Origin of the sequence: Stutzerimonas urumqiensis (assembly GCF_003640395.1) — a bacterium.
Lineage (GTDB): Bacteria > Pseudomonadota > Gammaproteobacteria > Pseudomonadales > Pseudomonadaceae > Stutzerimonas > Stutzerimonas urumqiensis.
This window is the reverse complement of sequence record NZ_RBZQ01000006.1, coordinates 76524-94596: the sequence shown is the minus strand read 5'-3', so window position 1 is coordinate 94596 and position 18073 is coordinate 76524. Positions and strand designations below refer to the sequence as shown.

The 18073-nt window shown below is 67.3% G+C and carries 12 protein-coding genes; 2 read left to right on the top strand and 10 right to left on the bottom strand.

Translation table 11 applies throughout. The features are described 5' to 3' along the window. Nucleotides 1–107: 107 nt before the first annotated feature. The 7 genes from D7325_RS13080 to malE form a co-directional block, all read right to left on the bottom strand. Nucleotides 108–545, bottom strand: a complete 438-nt coding sequence (locus D7325_RS13080; protein ID WP_218565185.1) for a PH domain-containing protein — start codon at nucleotides 543–545, stop codon at nucleotides 108–110. Between the two features lie 129 nt (nucleotides 546–674). Continuing rightward, nucleotides 675–968 (bottom strand): YkgJ family cysteine cluster protein, encoded by a 294-nt coding sequence (locus D7325_RS13075; protein WP_245962085.1) that lies wholly within the window; start codon nucleotides 966–968, stop codon nucleotides 675–677. Between the two features lie 209 nt (nucleotides 969–1177). Then, nucleotides 1178–3172 carry a methyl-accepting chemotaxis protein gene (locus D7325_RS13070; protein WP_120996290.1) on the bottom strand — a complete coding sequence of 665 codons (1995 nt, stop codon included), beginning with the start codon at nucleotides 3170–3172 and terminating at the stop codon, nucleotides 1178–1180. A 107-nt stretch (nucleotides 3173–3279) separates the two neighbouring features. Further along, a complete protein-coding gene (gene malT, locus D7325_RS13065; protein WP_120996288.1) occupies nucleotides 3280–6024 on the bottom strand; it encodes an HTH-type transcriptional regulator MalT in 2745 nt (914 codons plus the stop codon). Between the two features lie 66 nt (nucleotides 6025–6090). Beyond that, nucleotides 6091–6981: a maltose ABC transporter permease MalG gene (malG, locus tag D7325_RS13060; protein WP_120996286.1), complete on the bottom strand. Its 891-nt coding sequence runs from the start codon at nucleotides 6979–6981 to the stop codon at nucleotides 6091–6093. A gap of 12 nt (nucleotides 6982–6993) precedes the next feature. Beyond that, nucleotides 6994–8553 (bottom strand): maltose ABC transporter permease MalF, encoded by a 1560-nt coding sequence (gene malF, locus D7325_RS13055; protein ID WP_177431799.1) that lies wholly within the window; start codon nucleotides 8551–8553, stop codon nucleotides 6994–6996. 61 nt (nucleotides 8554–8614) lie between these two features. After that, nucleotides 8615–9802: a maltose/maltodextrin ABC transporter substrate-binding protein MalE gene (gene malE, locus D7325_RS13050; RefSeq protein WP_120996284.1), complete on the bottom strand. Its 1188-nt coding sequence runs from the start codon at nucleotides 9800–9802 to the stop codon at nucleotides 8615–8617. A 286-nt stretch (nucleotides 9803–10088) separates the two neighbouring features. On the opposite strand from malE, the gene D7325_RS13045 reads away from it, so the two are divergent. Next, the gene (locus D7325_RS13045; protein ID WP_425452313.1) at nucleotides 10089–12143 is read left to right on the top strand and encodes an alpha-amylase; all 2055 of its coding nucleotides are present in this window, start codon (nucleotides 10089–10091) and stop codon (nucleotides 12141–12143) included. On the opposite strand, the gene D7325_RS13040 is transcribed toward D7325_RS13045, so the two are convergent. Beyond that, nucleotides 12133–12465 carry a thioredoxin family protein gene (locus tag D7325_RS13040; RefSeq protein WP_120996280.1) on the bottom strand — a complete coding sequence of 111 codons (333 nt, stop codon included), beginning with the start codon at nucleotides 12463–12465 and terminating at the stop codon, nucleotides 12133–12135. The two genes, D7325_RS13045 and D7325_RS13040, sit on opposite strands and share 11 nt — an antisense overlap. A 139-nt stretch (nucleotides 12466–12604) precedes the next feature. On the opposite strand from D7325_RS13040, the gene D7325_RS13035 reads away from it, so the two are divergent. Beyond that, nucleotides 12605–13711: a protein kinase family protein gene (locus D7325_RS13035; RefSeq protein WP_120996278.1), complete on the top strand. Its 1107-nt coding sequence runs from the start codon at nucleotides 12605–12607 to the stop codon at nucleotides 13709–13711. A gap of 13 nt (nucleotides 13712–13724) precedes the next feature. On the opposite strand, the gene D7325_RS13030 is transcribed toward D7325_RS13035, so the two are convergent. Further along, nucleotides 13725–15755 carry a methyl-accepting chemotaxis protein gene (locus D7325_RS13030; protein ID WP_162988049.1) on the bottom strand — a complete coding sequence of 677 codons (2031 nt, stop codon included), beginning with the start codon at nucleotides 15753–15755 and terminating at the stop codon, nucleotides 13725–13727. A gap of 315 nt (nucleotides 15756–16070) precedes the next feature. Then, nucleotides 16071–17738, bottom strand: a complete 1668-nt coding sequence (locus D7325_RS13025) for a glucan 1,4-alpha-maltotetraohydrolase domain-containing protein (RefSeq protein WP_120996274.1) — start codon at nucleotides 17736–17738, stop codon at nucleotides 16071–16073. Between the last annotated feature and the right edge of the window lie 335 nt (nucleotides 17739–18073).

Below are 18073 nucleotides of genomic sequence, written 5' to 3'. Positions count from 1 at the left end.
GGGGCGATCACCGCTCGCTCAGCGTCCGAGGCACGTGTTGCGTGCCGCAGCGGGAGCGAGCAGCGCGATCGCGAGCCGGTTCGCATCCGCAAGGTGTTTCGCCGATTTCAGTGAGCCAGTGCACCGGGATCGGCGACATGGCGGGTGCGCTCTCGGTTGGCCTCCACCTCGGCGATGAACCCCACCGGGTTGCGCGGCGAGATCAGCAGCGTCTGGCCTCGCGCATAGGTGATCCGCAAGCGATCGAGCGACAGCGCCGGACTGGAAAGCGCGCTGCGTGACGGCGCGATATCGCTGATGTCGGCCAGTTCGATGTGCCAGGTGAACGGACCGCTGCGAACGATGAGCTGCGTCGGTTCGAGGATGTAGCGTGTGGACGTCACCAGCCAGATCGGCAGCGCCACGCCCAGACCCAATACGAACAGCGCGACCAGCAGACTGGGCGTCGAGCCTGTTCGAATCATGCCGAACGCCGCCAGCGTCGACACCGCCGCGCCGCCAGCCAGCACCGCCGCCAACCAACCATCCACCTTCGAACGATACACGCGCCTCATCGGCTTCCCTCGCATGACGGGCGCGGGGCCCGGGATGGTCGCCAGTGTAGTCGCGCGAGCCGACGGCGCGAGCCGCCGACAGCGACCGTTCATCCGGCCGTAGTGGCGCTTTGGACCGCTCTAGTCCGGGCCTTGCTGTTCGATCAGGCAATCCTCTCCGCCCATCTCGAACTCGCGGCAGATCAGCGGGCGTCGGTCGTAGATGGTGCAGTTCAGGGTGTTGCGGTCGAGCGCAGCGCACCAGCCGTCATCGAGCCGGGCCATGTACTCGCTGCCCTGCGCGTCGACTTCGATGTAGCGCTCGGGCACGCCGGTGTCGGTGAGCAGCATCACCTGCAAGCGGCAGCAGCGGGCGGTGCAGGTGTCGCAGGTGACCCGGGGGTCAGCGGGCGCATGGCTGGGAAGGTTGCGCAGCGGGATCAAACCGGCTCCGGATGGTTGTGCCTGGGCGCTGGGATGGTACAGCAGCAAGATCGGCACCGACCCGCATTGCGAGCCGACTCGACGAAAGGGAGGCTGGCGCAGGCGAGCACGCAGGGTGGCCGCCTTGTTCATCAGACTCGATAGTCCGGCGAGCCGGCGACGGGCACCCAGGCCGTGCCGGGATGCCCGGGTACGGTCGATCAGCTGACCTTGAAGCGGCTGACCATCGCGATCAGGCGGCTGTTCGAGCTGGCCAGGCCTTCGGTGCTGCGGCCCACGGTCGTACCGGACTCGACCAGTTCGTCGACCATCGTCCGTACCGCGACCATGTTCTGGTTGATCTCGCCGCTGACCGCGCTCTGCTCTTCGGCCGCGGTGGCGATCTGCGCGCTGAGGTCATGAATGCGGTTGACCGCATCGGCCATCTCGTCGAGACCGGTGTTGACCCGCGCGGTCTTGTCGGCGGTCGCCTGGCAGCTGCGCTTGGTCGCTTCCATCGCCGCAACCGCGGCGTCCACCGCCTGTTGCAGGCCGGCGAGCATTTCGTTGATCTCGGAAGTGCTCTGCTGGGTGCGGCCCGCCAATGCGCGAACCTCATCGGCGACCACCGCGAAACCACGTCCCTGATCGCCCGCCCGCGCGGCTTCGATCGCCGCATTGAGCGCCAGCAGATTGGTCTGGCCGGCGATCTCGCCGATCACCCCGAGCACGTCGTTGATGCGCCGTGCATCGGCCTGCATCGCCTGTACCCGCCCGGTCGCGGCGTCCACTTCCTCCACGAGCGCCAGTACGCTGCCGGCGGCTTCATCGACGACGCGGCGCGAATTGGCGGCGTTCTCGTTGGCCTTCTGGGTGAAGGCGGCGGTTTCGTTGGCGCTTTGCGCGACGGAATCGGCGGTCGAGCTCATTTGCGTGATGGCGGTGACGGCCTGATCGGTTTCGCTGGCATGGCGCGCCAGGATGCCGTTGGTATGGGTCGACTGCTCCTTGAGCTGGCCAAGCTCGCGGGTGATCTCGCGGGACGACTCGGTCAGGTCGGCGATCATGCTTTGCAGGTATTTGAGGAAGGCGTTGACGGCCTCGCCGATGCGATCAACCTCGTCTTCCCCGGCAATGGGAATGCGCCGGGTCAGGTCGGCATCGCCCGAGGACAGCGAGCGGATGTTGCCGGCCAGCACGCCGAGGCGCTGCATCAGCGTACGCAGCGCGAACACCATCAGCACGAACAGCAGCGCAACGATCGGCAGCTGGATCAACGCAAGCGTGGACAGCACCGACTCGGTCTTGGCGGTCAGCAGCTCGGTCGGCAGCGCGGCGGCCACCAGCCAGGGCGAGCCTTCGACGGGCCGGAGAAAGAAGGACATCGCCTCGCCATCCGGCGCCGAGAAGGTGCTGCCGTGCTGCATGGTCTTGCTGTCGAGCGCCGCCTTGATCTGGGCGACGAACGGCGAGCGGCCGGCCAGTTCGGACACGTTCTTGAGTACGTTCTCGCCGCCGAGGCCCGGCAGGTTGCTGAGGATCTTGCCGTCCGCTTCGACGATCATCACCTGGCCCTGAATCGCCTGCCCCGTCTTGTCGGCGAGTTCATTGAAGAAGCCGAGGGTCAGGTCGATGGTCGACACGCCATAGGGGCGCCCGTCCTTGCTGATGGCCATGGCGCAGTTGGTGCGCGGCTGGGCGCTGGCGTCGTCCTTGTAGGCGGCGGCCCAGACGCAGCGACCAGCCGCCGCCTGCATGCCGGCCTTGTGCCAGGGTTGTTCGAAGTACTTCAGCGACTCGGCGCTGTTCCAGTAGGTGTTGACCTTGAGCTGGCCGCTGGCGTCGCGGTGATAGAAGGTGCTGTGCTTCTCGACGCCCGGCGTGCGTGCGCCTGGCAACGGCCAGATGCCGCCGCCGAAGACCTGTGGATCGCCGTATTGGTCGACGAGGCCAGGCAACAGGCGATCGATTTCAGCGCTCTCGAGCTGGACGACCGTCTGGCCGATGCTGCGCGACTGGCTCTCGATGCGGACCATCTTCTGCTGGATCTGCTCGCCCAGCTCGTCGACCCGGTGTTCCAGCAGCTGGACTTCGGTTTCCTCGAGCTTGGACGAGACGAACTGGTCGATACCGACGAAGGTCGCGCCAACGGCAACCACGATGAAGCCGGCGAACGCTGTGATATAGCGCGCCTGGATGGTTTTGAGGTACAGCATGAAAAAACCTCGGGAGATAGGGGCAAGAGCGTTGCTCATGCCCTGCTATCGTCCGTCGGCCCGCGTTCTGAAGCCTGCTTACAAAATTTTGCTCAGGGACCGTCCAGTCACTCGCCCTGGATCTTGCTCAACAGGTCCCGCGCCAGCTGCACCGCCTCGCTGCGATGGGTGATATTGAGCTTCTGGTAGAGGCTGCGGATGTGCGTCTTGATGGTCGTCGGCGCGACGTTCAGATGCTCGGCGATCTGCTCGTTCGACTGGCCGGCGTGGATCAGGCTCAGCACCTGCCACTCGCGCCGGGTCAGCGGCGAGTGGCGGATCAGCTCGGGCACATCCGGCCGGTTGATGATGTCCTGGATCACCGCTTCGTCGAGCGTGATGCGGATGGCGCGGCTGAAGTCGCGCTGCTGCTGGGCGAGCTGGATCAGTCGCACCGTGCGCTGGGCTTCGAGCTCGTCGAGCCGGCGCTCGTGTTGCAGGCTCTTGAGCATGGCGATGATCAGCTTGCCGACGCGCAGGAAGCTGCCGATCGCGCCGGTGGTGCTGGCCAGCGTCAGCGCCTTGTGCAGGTGGTCGAGCGCCTGCTGGCGCTCCTCGCGCATCCAGTGCAGCTGCGCCTGGAGGATGTGGTTGCGGTTCAGGTCCATGACCAGGCCGTGGCGCTCGGCGTCCGCCTGCATCTGCCGCAGGATCGGCAGCGCCTTGTCGGTCTGGCTCAGCGACAGGTAGGCGCGCACGTGGTTGCGCGCATTGAACTGGGCGAAATGGTTGGCACCCGGTTTGAGCGGCGGCGCGGTGTGCAGCCACTGGCGGATGGCTTCGCGGTCCTGGGTCGAATCCCAGTAGGTGAGCATCACGGCGTGGGCGTTGGCGAGCCAGTCGATGTGGTAGTTGTCGTCGGCGAGCATGCCCTGCAACTGGCCGATGTAGTCGGCGCAGGCGCTCTGCTGGCCGCGCGCGTGGGCGATGCCGGCGAGCAGCGCGTAGCTTTGCAGCCGCCAGTGGTCGCCGAGGTCGTCGAGCATCTGCAAGCCCTGTAGCGCGCACTGCTCGGCGGCGTCGAGCTGGTGCCACTCCCACAGCACCTGGCCGCGCACCCGGTAGATGAACTCCATGATGGGCGTGGTTTGCAGCTTTTCCTGCTCGACGTACTGGATGGCGCGCTCTTGCAGCGTATAGGCCTTTTGCAGGTAACCCTGGGCAATGGCGATTTCGGACAGCTGCCCCAGGCTCCACACCACCAGATGCGACGCACGAATTTCACGGGCGCGGCGTTCGGCCTCTTCGTACTGCTTCTGCGCCTGCGTCAGCGCGCCCTGCACGAAATGCGCCTCCGCCAGCCCCGACATCGCCGCGACGCGCGAGGTACGCATGATCAACGGCTCGCGCGCCAGCGCGTCTTCGGCGAGCGCGATCGCTCGCTGCTCGTCGCCCTGGTTCATCGCGACCTGCGCGCGTACGGCGTTGAATTCGCCGACCACCCGCGCCCACTCCTCTTCCGAGCAGCGCTCCTGCAGGGCCTGCTCGCCGGCCTTGAACCAGCGCTCGACCTGATCGAACTGATAGGAGTTCTGCGAAACCCAGGCCTGCAGCAACGTGAACAGCGGCGACCCGGCGATGGTGGTCTCGGGCAGGGTGTCCAGGCATTGCTTGAGCAAGGCCAGGCGGCCCTGGCGGTAGAACGCCCGGCCGTGGCGTTCGAGCACTTCGCACACGCGCTCCGGGTTGCGCGCCTGCACCGCGTGGCGTGCCGCTTCCTCGGACAGGTTCTCGGCGAATAGCGCCTCCGAGGCGCGCAGATGCAGTTCGAAGACGCGCTGCGGCTGGTGCGTGCGCAGCTCGCCCTGGAGGAACACGGCGAACAGCGGATGGTAGGTGTACCACTGGCGCAGCCCGTCGAGGGCCTGCACGAAGAGGCCGCCACGCTCAAGCCGTTCGAGCATTTCGCGGCCGTTGCAGCCCTCGGTCAGGCGGTCGGCGAGCGCCGCATTGAAGCGATCGAGCAGGCAGGTCGCTTCGAGAAAGTCATACAGCGACCCCGGCAGCCCTTCGATCACCTGCTCGCGCATGTAGTCGCGGATGTCGGGATGGCCCAGTTGCAGGTTTTCGAGGAATTGATCCATCCCGCGGGTGGTCTGGACTTCCTGCAACGCCAGCTGCAACGCACAGGGCCAGCCGCCGATGCGGCGGTTGAGCCGTTCGACCTGCTCGCGGTTGATGTTCACCGGCAGGCCGAGGTCGAGCAGCGCCTGGACTTCGTCGTCCTCGAAGGCCAGCTGCCGCGCATCGAGCGCAAGCAGCTGGTGCTTGACCCGCAGTTCGGCGACGCCGAGGTCCGGCACGGTACGGCTGCACACCAGCAAGGTCAGCCAGGTCGGCATGTTGCGCAGGAAGAAGCGCAGCGCCGCGATCAGCTCGCGGTTGTAGATCACCTCGAATTCGTCGAACACCAGCAGCAGCGGCGAGTGCTCGACCGGCAGCTCGGCGAGCAGGCGCGTGACCAGCGCCTCGATACCGGGGGCGCCCTGCTCGGCCAGCGCCACGGCGATCGGACAACCGCCCTCCACGCGCTGATCGAGCGCCTGGGCGAGGTAACGGCCGAACTGGGCCGGATCGTTATCGCCCGGATGCAGCCGGAACCAGGCCGTCGGCCCAGCGAAATCGCGGCCCCACTGGCAGGCCAGGGTCGTCTTGCCGAAACCGCTGGCGGCCTGGAGCAGCGCCAGCCGAACCTCCGGCAGGCGCTGGAACCACTCGTCGAATCGGGGCCGATCGAGCAGCCCGGTGGGCAGGGAGGGTGCTTGCAGCTTGGCCGGAATCAACGGTAGGGGCGTTGGTAACGCGGCGTTCATAGGGTTCTTCCCTTTCTTGTCCTTGTTCGAATCCTGACGCGACATATCGGTCGGGCCGCTGTGTACTCAGCCTTTCACCCCGCCTGCCGTGAGTCCGCCGACGATCCACTTCTGGCAGTACAGGAACATCAGGGTGATCGGCAGGCCCGACAGCACGGCCGCCGCGGCGAAGTCGCCCCAGAGGTAGTTCTGCGGATAGAGGTACTGCTGCGCGCCTACGGCCAGCGTCAGCCGGTCGACATCCATGAGCAGCACCGAGGCGATCGGGTATTCGGTGACGCAGGTGATGAACGCGAGGATGAACACAACCGCCAGGATCGGCACGCTCATCGGCAGCAGGATGTGGAAGAACGCCTGCCAGGTGGTGGCGCCGTCGACGACCGCGGCCTCCTCGAGCGAGGCATCGATGCTTTCGAAGTAGCCCTTGATGGTCCAGATGTGCAGCGCCATGCCCCCGAGCGAGGCGACGATCACCGCGCCGTGGGTGTTCACGCCGAGCCAGGGCACGTGTTGCCCGAGCTGGTCGAACAGCGCGTAGATCGCCACCAGCGACAGCACCGGCGGGAACATCTGGAAAATCAGCATGCCCTTGAGGATCGGCGCCTTGCCGCCGAAGCGCATCCGCGCGAAGGCGTAGGCGCTGGTGGTCGAGAGCATCAGGATCAGCGCCGAGCTGATGAGCGCGATCTTGATCGAGTTCCACAGCCACAGCAGCACCGGGAACGGCGGCTGCACGACGGTGCCGTCGTCCTGGGTGTAGGGAATCCCCAGGGCCAGCGACCAATGCTCCAGCGTCGGGTTTTCCGGGAACAGCGCGCCGGTCGCGAAGTTGCCCTCGCGGAACGAGATGCTGATGACCATCAGCAGCGGGAACACGATCAGGGCAATGAAGCCGAGCAGCCCCAGGTGGGTGAGCCAGAGGCGGTACTTCACGGATTTGGGTTGGACCATAGCCATCGCGGGTACTCCTCAGACCTTCACTTTCGACAATTTCAGGTTCAGCCAGGCCATCGCCCCGACCAGCATGAAGATCATGGTGGCGATGGCGGCGGCCAGGGCGAAGTTCTGCCCCGAATCCTGGAACGCGATGCGGTAGGTGTAGCTGACCAACAGGTCCGTGGTGCCGGCCGGCGTGGTGGCGCCGATGATGTCCGGGCCACCGCGGGTGAGCAGCGTGATCAGCACGAAGTTGTTGAAGTTGAAGGCGAAGCTCGCGATCAGCAGCGGCATCAGCGGCTTGATCAGCTGCGGCAGGGTGATGCGCAGCAGGTTGTCCAGCGGCGTCGCGCCATCCATCGCCGAGGCCTCGTAGTGATCCTTCGGGATCGCCTGCAACAGGCCCATGCACAGCAGCAGCATGTACGGGTAACCGAGCCAGGTGTTGACGATCAGGATCATGCTGCGCGCCAGCGTCGGGTCGCTGAACCAGTCCGGGCGGATGCCGAACAGGGTGTCGAGCAGCAGGTTGATCTCGCCAAAGTTCTGGTTGAACAGGCCGCGGAACACCAGGATCGAGATGAACGCCGGCACCGCGTACGGCAGGATCAGCATCACCCGGTAGAACGGCTTGCCGCGCACCAGCTCCCATTGCAGCAGGTTCGCCAGCACCAGGCCGACCGCCAGGGTGAAGACCACCGTCAGTCCGGCGAAGGCCACCGTCCAGACGAATATCTGCAGGAAGGGTCCGCGGATGCTCGGGTCGGTGATGACCTTGGCGAAGTTGTCCATCCCCACGAAGACGCTGAAGCCGGGCGGCACGATCTCGCCCTGCTCGTCCACGTAGAAGCCGCGCTCGAGGTCGGGCACCAGGCGCTCGCCGGTCTTGTTGCTGATCAGCGCACCGTCTTCGGCCAGGCGATAGAGCGGCTGCGCGGCGGCGAATTCACGTAGGCCGTACATGCGCAACAGGTCGCCGCCAGGGCCGGCGAGTACGCGCTGGTCCAGCTCGTTGCGCCGCTTGATGACGTCACGCAGCGGCAGCGCTTCGCCGAGTTCGACTTCGCTCGCCGGGCGCATCGCCAGCGGCGTCTGCGGATCGGGCTCGCCGGTCAGCGGCTCGCTGACGAACACGCCCTGCTCGCCCTTGTCGATCCGCACGCGATCGCCTTCGGGGCTGGCGTGTAGCGTGAAACGGTAGCGCTCGCCGGCCAGGAAGGTCTGGTTGAGGTGATACTGCTGCACCTGCTCCTGACTGAGCAGGTTGCTGCCGCTGTAGTTGGTGAAGCCGATGCCCACCGTGTATAGCAGCGGAAAGATGACGAACACCAGCATGCCGGCGACCGCCGGGTAGATGTAGCGGTGGGCATAGGCGCGTCGATTGATGAAGACGTAGCTGGCCAGGCCGGTCACCACCAGCCCGAGCAGCGCGAAGGCCAGTTGCCGTTGGGCATAGAGCGCCACCACCAGGTAGAGGGCGAAGGCATTGAAGGTGAGCCAGACCAGCCAGCGCAACCCGGTTTTCAGCGTGGGGTGGAGCGTCCAGGATCGACTCATCATGGCAGGGCTTGGCAACTCGGCACGGGCATTCACAGCAGGGTCCTTTCGAGCCAGAAGACATGTCGCCGGCGGCACGCGGCCGCCGGCGCAGGTTTCAACGGGTAATGCGCTTGGCTGCATCGTCCAGGGCGGCGTCAACGGTCTGCCGGCCCGAGGTGATGTTGGTCAGCGCGGCGGCCATCGACGACCAGAACGTGCCCATCTCGGGGACATTCGGCATCGGCTCGCCCATCTGCGCGTTCTCGAAAGTGGCCTTGATGTGTGGGTTGGAGGATAGCTCCTCCATGTAGGCCTCATTGGCGACGGCGCCCAGTGGTACGTCGGCGTTCACCGTCTTGAGCCCTTCGACCTCGAGCAGGTAGTTCTCGAGGAATTCGACGGCCAGGTCCTTGTTCGGGCTGGCGGCGTTGAGCGTCGCAGCCATCACGCCGACGAAGGGCTTGCCCGGTTCGCCGTTGATCGCCGGAATCGGCGCCACGCCGAAGTCGATGCCGCTCTTCTCGATGTTGCTCCAGGCCCAGGGGCCGCTGATCATCATCGCCGACTCGCCCTTGTTGAAGGCGGCCTCGGCGACGCTGTAGTCGGCGCCCTTGGGCATCACGCCCTTCTCGATCAGATCCACCAGAACCTGCGCGCCCTGCTTGGCACCGGCGTTGTTCACACCGGTCTGCTTGACGTTGTAGCCGTTCTCGGTCTCCTCGAAGACGTAACCGCCGTTGGCGGCCAGCAACGGCCAGGTGAAGTAGGTGTTGTTGTAGTCCCAGAGGATCGCGCGCTTGCCGTCGGCGGCGAGCTTCTCGTTGAGCGCGATCACCTCGTCGAAGGATTTGGGCGGCGTGGGCACCAGGTCCTTGTTGTAGATCAGGCCGATGGTCTCGAGGGAGATCGGGTAGCCCCACAGCTTGTTGTCGTAGCCCACCGCCTTCCAGGCGAAGTCGGCGATCTCCTCCTTGGTGTCGGCGCTCGGCGTGATCGGGCTGATCAGGCCGCTCTTGGCCCATTCGCCGATGCGGTCATGGGCCCAGATGAAGATGTCGGGACCGTTGCCGGTGGCGGCGGCCTGCTGGAACTTGTCGGTGGCGCTGTCCGGATGGGCGACTTCGACCGGGATGCCGGTCTCGGCGGTGAACTTCTCGCCCACCTCCGCCAGGCCCTTATAGCCCTTGTCGCCGTTGATCCAGACGACCAGCTTGCCTTCTTCGATGGCCGCGATGGCCTGCAATGGGAGACTCAGCGTCGCAGCCAGACCGATGGTGGCTGCACCCCACAGCTTCTTGTTCATTCTCGATTTTCCTCGTGGCTTCTTATTGTTGATCCCACCCGCGAGGCCCCTGGGCGTTTGCGGTCCGTGAATACTCGGCCAGGCCCCGGGTCGGCGCATCCTCCCCGCGGGAGGAGGACGAGGGCGTAGAAACAGGGCGTAGATCGCCGCTGCGCAGCATCCGAAACCCGCCGACGACACCCCCGATTACGCCTGCACCTGGCGGCCATCAAGCCGTTAAATGCGACGAAAACAACAACGGAGCGACACAATGCACCGACTTCCGTCCGCTTGTCACCCGCTGGTCATGGGCCTGCTGCTCCCCGCTTGCGCAGCCTTCGCCGACCCCGAGCTACCGGTCCGCCTGGATGACCGATCGGTCAGCCTCGAGTGGGCGGACATGCAATCCGGGCGCTACAGCACCGAAGTCGAACTGGCGCCGGGCGTGCTGCTGATCGGCGACGCGACGCAGCCGGCCAAGCCGCTCGCGCCCTACCGGCGCCAGCCCCTTGCCTCGGGCAGCGCCTATCGCTTCGAAGTTCCGGCGCCGGGCCGCTATCGCCTGATCGTCGAAACCGGGGAATCCCCGTCGCTGCGCCTGCTGCCTATAAAGGAGAAGCCGGCCGCCCCGGCCGTCGTGGCGTGCCAGCCGTGGAACGGCGAGGCGGTGGAGGTCGCCGTCGGCGAGGTGTTCGCCGACGGAACGCTGCTGCGCGATGGCTACAGCGGCCAGACCGCCAGGGTCGAGAACGGCCGCATCCGCATGACGCCCGCGGCGGGCAGCGACGGCCTGCTGCTGCTCGAGCGCGCCGACAGCGACGCGCAGCCGGCCGGACGCGACTGGCGCAATGCGACGGTGTACTTCGTGATCACCGACCGCTTCGCCAATGGCGACCCGTCCAACGACAACAGCTACGGGCGTCAGCCCGACGGCCAGCAGGAAATCGGCACCTTCCACGGCGGCGACCTCGAAGGGCTGACCGCGCGCCTCGACTACATCGACGCGCTCGGCGTCGATACGCTCTGGATCAGCGCGCCGTACGAGCAGATCCACGGGTGGGTCGGCGGCGGCGACAAGGGCGACTTCCGCCATTACGCCTATCACGGCTACTACGCGCTGGACTACACGCAGCTCGACGCCAACATGGGCGAGGAAGACGACCTGCGCGAACTCATCGCACAGGCGCACGCCCGCGGCATCCGCGTGCTGTTCGACGTGGTGATGAACCATCCCGGCTACTCGACCCTCGCCGACATGCAGACCTTCGACTTCGGCGGCCTGCGCGACGGCATGGCGCAGTACCTGCCCGAGCAGTGGACCCGCTGGCAGCCGGAATCCTTCGAGAACCTGCACGCCTACCACAACCTGATCGACTACCAGCACCCCGACTGGGCCGACTGGTGGGGCAAGGAGTGGGTGCGCGCCGGCATCGGCGACTACGACCAGCCGCCGAGCGTGGTCGTGGACCCGGTCAAGGGCCTGCTGGCCTTCCTGCCCGACTTCAAGACCGAGAGCGAGGCGCACGTCGGCCTGCCGGTCTTCCTTCAGCACAAGCAGCCGACCCGTGCCGTCGCACGCGAGGATTACCGCGTGCGCGACTACCTCATCGAATGGCTCACCTTCTGGGTGCGCGAGTTCGGCGTCGATGGGTTCCGCGCCGACACCGTCCGGCATGTCGAGCCCGAAGCCTGGGCCGAACTGCGCGCCGCGGCGGACAAGGCCCGCGCCGAGTGGTCGGCGGCGCACCCGGACGATCCGCTCGCCGGGCAGCCGTTCTGGATGGTGGGCGAGGTCTTCGGCCACGGCCCGGAACCGAGCCTGTACCAGGACAACGGCTTCGACGCACTGATCAACTTCGCCTTCCAGGATGAAGTCGCCCTGCCCGCCAGCGAATGCCTGGCCCGTGCCGAAACCAGCTACCAGCACTACGCCGGGCTGCTGGCCAGGAATGCCGGCCACAACTTCATGAGCTATGCCTCGTCCCACGATACGGCCCTGTTCAGCGACAAGGCCGCCGACAGTCTCGCCCGACAGCGCGGCCTCGCCGCGGCGCTGCTGCTGGCGCCCGGCGCGGTGCAGATCTTCTACGGCGACGAGAGCGCCCGCCCGTTCGGCCCGAGCGGTTCGGACCCCTTCCAGGGCACGCGTTCCTCGATGGACTGGAGCCGCCACGAAATGCCTGAGGTCGCCGCACTGATCGAGCATTGGCGGCGCATCGGCCAGTTCCGCTCACGCCACCCGGCCATCGGTGCCGGTGAGCATCGGCCCTTGTCGAAACAGCCCTACGCCTTCGCCCGCGTGAAGGGCGACGACCGGGTGATCGTGGTTCAGGCCGGTGGCGACGATGCGCTCAACCGCTGATCTGGCCGAGCGCCTGGGCGATGGCGTCCTTCACGGACTCCTCGTCGGCGGGCCGCACCACGCGCGCCCGCTCCTGCCCCAGGCGCACCAGCACCACCGTCGGCCACAGCTTGACCTTGTAGCGCCGGCCGAGCCGGCGGCCCTTGCCGTCCTCGATCCTGATGTGCCGGACTTGCGGGTACTCGGCCAGCGCCCGCTCGATGTACGGCTCGGCGGCGCGGCAATGGCCGCACCAGTTGGTGCCGAAATCCAGCGCTGTCACGCCGTCGAGCGAATCGACCTCTTCGCTGGAAAGGGTTTCGGGCTTGTAGATGTCCGCCATGTCTGCCTCCCGTCTCTCTGTGCTATCGACCTTGCCCAGGCGCGGTCGACTCCCTGCCGGCAATCGGCTGCGCCCGTCTCGCCGCCGGGCCGATCGACCTCCACCCACGTCTCGAACCCCTCTGGACAGGAGCCTGCCCATGACGCCGCAGAATGACCGCCATCACGCCCAACTGGCCTTCGTCGCCAGTGGTCAGGAGCTGGAAGTCGGCGACCCGCGGGATTGCCCGCTGCCGCTCGACCAGCTCGCCGCCACCAACGGCAGCGAAACCTACGTCAGCCAGCGCCTGCCCGGCGGCCTTACCGCGCACGTCTACCGCATCGAGGCGGCGGGCCGCAGCTGGACGCTCAAGCGCGCCCGCGAAAAGTGCCTGGTCCAGGGAATCGACGGACAGACCTCGTTCCTGAACGAGGTGCAGCGACGCGCCGACCTGCGCCGTCTCAAGCAGCAGCCGGCGCTGGCCGAGCGGCTGTCGGGCATCGTCGACACCTGCTACGCCAGCTTTCGCCGCGGCGTGTTGCTGTCGCCGTGGATCGACGGCGCGCCCGTCGCCCGCTGGGATGAGCCGCGCCTGCTGGACCTGTTCGACACCCTGATCACGCTCAGCGCCAACGGCCTGTTCGAGTGGGACCTGTGTCCCGGCAATGTGCTCGACGACGGGCGGATCCGTCTGTTCGACTTTGGCTACATGTACCGCTTCGACCCGCTGCGCGAGTACAACAGCGACGGCCTCGCCTGCCCCGGTTTCCACCCGGCCGAACGCTTCGAGACGCGGCAGTTCTTCGCCTGGCTGCTGGGCGAGGAAGCGCACGGCTCGGAACGCGCACTGGCGGCGTTCCGGCTGGAGAAGGCGATCGCCCGCGAGGCCTACCGCGCCTGGCGCACCGGCCTCTATGCACGCGGCGCCGAAGCGCACGTGCTGGAGCGGCTGGACCGGATTCTCGACGACTGGAGCCGGGCGCTCGCCGGCTCGGTCGAGGCGCTGTACCTGCGCGAGGCCTGGCGCTCGCACCGGCTCGATCTGGCCGACGATCTCGGCGGCCAGACCTGTACGCCGCTGACCCTCAAGCGCATCGGCTGGATGCAGCGGATGGTCGCCGAGCACCATCAGGACCTGCTCGCCGCCGGCGCGCTGGCGAACGAGCCGACCGCCGACCGCGCCGCACTGGAACAGGCGCTGGGTATCGCCCAGGCCCAGGCGCTCGATTGGCAGGTCGGCGAGCGCGCCGCGGCCGGCACCGCCTGAGCGGCGCCGGGAATCAGGTGCGGTAACGCGCGCAGAGCGCCTGCTGCTCGGCCGACATGCGGGCCTGGCGATCGCTGCGCTCGGCGATGGCGATCACGCTGCCCATGTTGCGTTCGGCGGCGTCGTCGACTTCGTGCATGCCGCGCGAGACCTCCTCGGCGGCGAGCCGTTGCTGCGCGGTGGCCTGGTCGATCTGCCGTGACATGACGGCGATGTGCGCGATCTGCTCGCGAATGTCCTGCATCACCGCATCGGCCTGGCCGACCTGATCGAGGTTGGCCTGCATGTGCCCGCGGCTCTTCTCTACCGAGTGCACGGCGGCGGCGATGCCCTGCGCCAACCGCTCGATGCGCTGCTGGATCTCGCCGGTGGACTGCGCCGTGCGCTGCGCCAGCCCGCGCACCTCGTCGGCGACCACCGCGAAGCCCCGGCCCTGCTCGCCCGCGCGCGCGGCTTCGATGGCGGCGTTGAGGGCCAGTAGATTGGTCTGCTCGGCGATGCCGCGGATGACGTCGAGAATCTGGCCGATCTGCTCGCTCAGCGCCTCAACGTTGGCGATCTCGGCGACGCTCGCTTCGAGCTGATCGGCCAGGCTGCGGGTGCTGTCGCTGGTGCCGGCCATGATCCGGCTGCCGCGGCTGGTCAGGTCTTCGACGCTGCCGACGCGCACGGCGGTGTCTTCGGCATGGCGGGCGACCTCGCCGAAGCTGGCTTCCAGTTCGGTGAGGCTGGCCACCAGCGAGCCGATGCTCGCGCGCTGCGCCGCCAGCCCGTCGCGCGCACCGGCGCAGGCCTCGGCGTTGCTGCGGGCGATGGCGTCCTGTTCGTTGGCGTTGTGGCCGAGTTGCGCCAGCGCATCGCGCATGTTGGCGGCCACCTGATTGAGGTGCGCCGAGACGCGGCCGAACTCATCGGCGCGGCGGTATTCGCAGCGCCCGCCCAGGTCGCCCTCGGCCAGGCGCCGCAACGCGGTCGATACGGCGTCGAGCGCCTGGCGCATGGTGCGGCTGAGCCAGATGCCCATGAACAGCGCGATCCCGATCGACAGCGCCGCCAGCGACAACACCGTGTTCACGCCGCGCCGGTAGGTGGCGCGGGCTTCGTCGAGCCGGGCCTGGTTGACCGCCTGCGCGGCGGCGATCAGTTCACCGATGTCGGCGCGGGCCTGGGCTTGCAGTTCGGCCAGCGCGCCCTTTTGTTGGCGGTTGTCCTGCTTGTCGCGCAACCACTGGTAATAGTCGCCCAGCGCGCCATCGCCCTCGATCGCCGCGTGCCGCAGGATTTCGGCGAACTGCGGGCGGAAGGTATGCGCGTAGTCGGTCCGGCTGTCCTGGTGCGGCTCGAGATCCATCAGCACGTTGTCGAGCTTCTTCTCCAGATCCGGCACACGCTGGGCCAAGGTCGCGCTCGCCTCGTCCAGCCGCACGCTCGAGCCGGCGCCGATGGCGTCGAACAGCAGCGCCTCGGCCTGCTCGAGCGGAATGATGAACTGCTTGATCGAATAGGCCACCAGATCGTCCTTGGTGGCGAACTGGGCCTGCAGGAGGTCCTGCTTGAGTCGCGAGAACTGCAATTGCAGGTCGCGCAGGCCGACGGCGTTGCGCTCGATCCGCGCCAGTTGCGCGGCATGCGCGTCGATCAGCGCCAGGCTGCGGCTATCGAGCTCCGGCAGGATGCGCTCCAGCCGCTCGCGCGCGGCAGGCTGGTCGGGCGTCAGCCGTTCGAGCCGTTGCAGCAGTTCGACGGCCTTCGCATGCAGCGCACGGTGCTGCTCGGCGTAGGCGCCCAGCGCGCCGGGCTGATCCTCGGCCAGCGCGTTGGACAGGTTCTGCGTCAGGCTCTGCAAGGCGCTGAAAAAGCTCTCGCTGACCAGCAGCCGCGACGCCGTCCCGGCCATCTGTTCGGTGTTGTCCTGCAACCGCGTGATCGCCATTAGGCTGGCACCGCCGACCAGCATGAGCAACGCCACGAGCGCAGCAATGAGCAGGTACAGCCGCGGAAGGAAACCCAGCGCGAAGCGCCTGTGCAGAACGGGACGGGACATGGGAGGTACTCCTGGCTGACGGGCAGCGTTTTTGTTATGCCCGTCAGGATGTTCCCGCCAATAACCCGCCGCATCCTCCCCGCCGACCGCCGGCCAGGGCGTAGCCGCAGGCGTAGCACCTTCCCGACAGGGCGTACCTGGACGGCGGTGGGGCCGGCAATGGCGCGACGCCGGCACTCGCGCCGAAATGCCGTTCGCGAGCGAGCTCGCTCCTACGAATGCCAAAACGGCGGCGTTCTCTGTAGGAGCGAGCTTGCTCGCGAAGACGTAAGTGCATTCGCCAAGCATGCGCCGGGCAAGCCGGCGCGCGGTGGGTCAGAAGGCGCCGCTGGTGCTGGCGCCGGCAGCGACCTGGACGCTGTTGTTGCCGCCCGGTTGCCATTGCCTGACGGCGCTGGCGTCCGCTTCGTTGCGGATGATGCACTTCCACTCCACCGTTTGCCCGGCGGGCAGGCCGATGCTGCCCTTCCAGGTCGGGTAGGCGCTGGTGTCGGTCAGGCGCACGGCGCTGGCCGGGCTCCAGTTGCCCAGTTCGGCGACACCGCCGACGGCATAGACGCTGTCGCCCGGCTGGGTGACGCCGTTGTTGCAGGTGAAGCCGACCTGCACCAGACCACCCGTGTCGCCGCTACCGTCGTTGCTGCCCGCGCCGGTGCGCCAGACGCGAATCGCGCCGCTGGAGCCGTTCATCGCTTCGCTGAAGGTGCCGCTGGCGACCTGCGACGGGTTGCCGAGGTTGGAGTTGAGCGCGATGACCAGCGTCTGCGACGTTCCGCTGATGGTCGCCACCAGCCCCGAGTAGCCCGTGTGGAAGCTGATCGGCGAATCGGCGCGCACGCCCGCGGTGCGGCGGATCTGGATCAGCTGGCGGATGAAGTCGCCGTAGCCCCAGTCGTACATGTGCGCCCAGTACACCACCGGCGTGCCGGGCGTGGTCAGGATGTAGGCATAGGCCTGGCGGATCAGTCCGTCCTGCAAGGGCCAGTGGTGCTGGCCGCCGTTCTGGCCGGGCGAGTAGCCGGTGTCATGGTTGTCGACGAAGGTGACCGCCACTTCCCGCCAGCGCGGATCGGGGTTGCCGTTCAGGCCGTACCGCCAGTCGGCGATCGAACCGTTCTGCATGCGCTCCTTGAGCGCGAAGTCGAACACGGTGCAGTCCGACCGATCGGACCAGTCCTTGATGACCTCCTGCCAGGTGGCGGTGTTCTGCCATTGCCAGCTCTGGTATTCGCTCGGCGACTTCCACAGCTCGCCGACGCAGAAGGCGTCGTCATGCGCGGCGGTCATCCAGCTATCGACCCGTTCCGGCGCATAGCCGCGCACGAAATCGAAGCGAAAGCCGCCCGCGCCGTAGTTGCCGCGCAAGTTGCCGAACTCGTTGCGGAACAGGGCGAACACATCCGGGTGGCCGGTGTTGAGATCGGACTCGCCGCCGATGAAGCGATCGCCGTCATCGCAATCGTTGGCGTAATTGCCGGGATCGGCGCAGTCGTTGCGCCAGTAGCCCTGGCCGGCGGGAAAGTTGATTTCCTTGTCGGGGTAGCCGCGGTTCATGTGGTTGGGCACCACGTCGTACAGCACCTTCACGCCCGCCCCGTTGAGGGCGGCGGCCGCCTGCTTGAGCTGCGCGTCGCTGCCGTAGCGGCCGTTCTTGTTGAAGTCGTGCCAGAAGTAGCCTTCGCCGCCGCCGGAAGTGCCCTTGGCGGGGTCGCTCCAGCTCGAGAAGTCGCGCCAGGGCACCGGCATCCAGATCGCTGAAAAGCCGTCGGCCGAGACGGTGGAGGCCTTGTCGCGCAGGATGTTGTACCAGTCGTTGGGCGCCTCGCGGACGACGTTCCAGTGAAAGCCCTGGAGGATGATTTCGTCGCCGCCGTGATAGCGCACGTCGTTGGGGCTGTTGCCCGCGACGTCGGCCAGCGCCGTCTGGCAGGTCAGGGGCAGGAGGATCGCCGCCAGGCAGGCGGCACGCAGGGATCGGCTCATCGCAACACTCCGTTCTTGTACTTGTGCGGGCGTCCGACAGCCGGGCCAGGCCCACGGACGGTGGATGGCTGCCGGCGGTGCGTCCGACCGGCAGGGCCAGCCTGCGCCGGCACCCGTCCCGCACAAACCTCCCCCGAGGCACTTCCTGCCGGCGTAGTGGCCAGGCCGATGGCGGTCTCGACTGCGCCCCGCCGCTGCGCTCCGCCCCTCCCCGCCGGCCGCTTCGCTTTCTACCCCTGCGCTACGCCCCGCCGCTCCGCCGCGCTTTTTTTCCGCCGGGAGGATGTGAGGTCAGCCGGCCATCACCGAGTCTTGCCGCACCGCAGCCAGCCGCC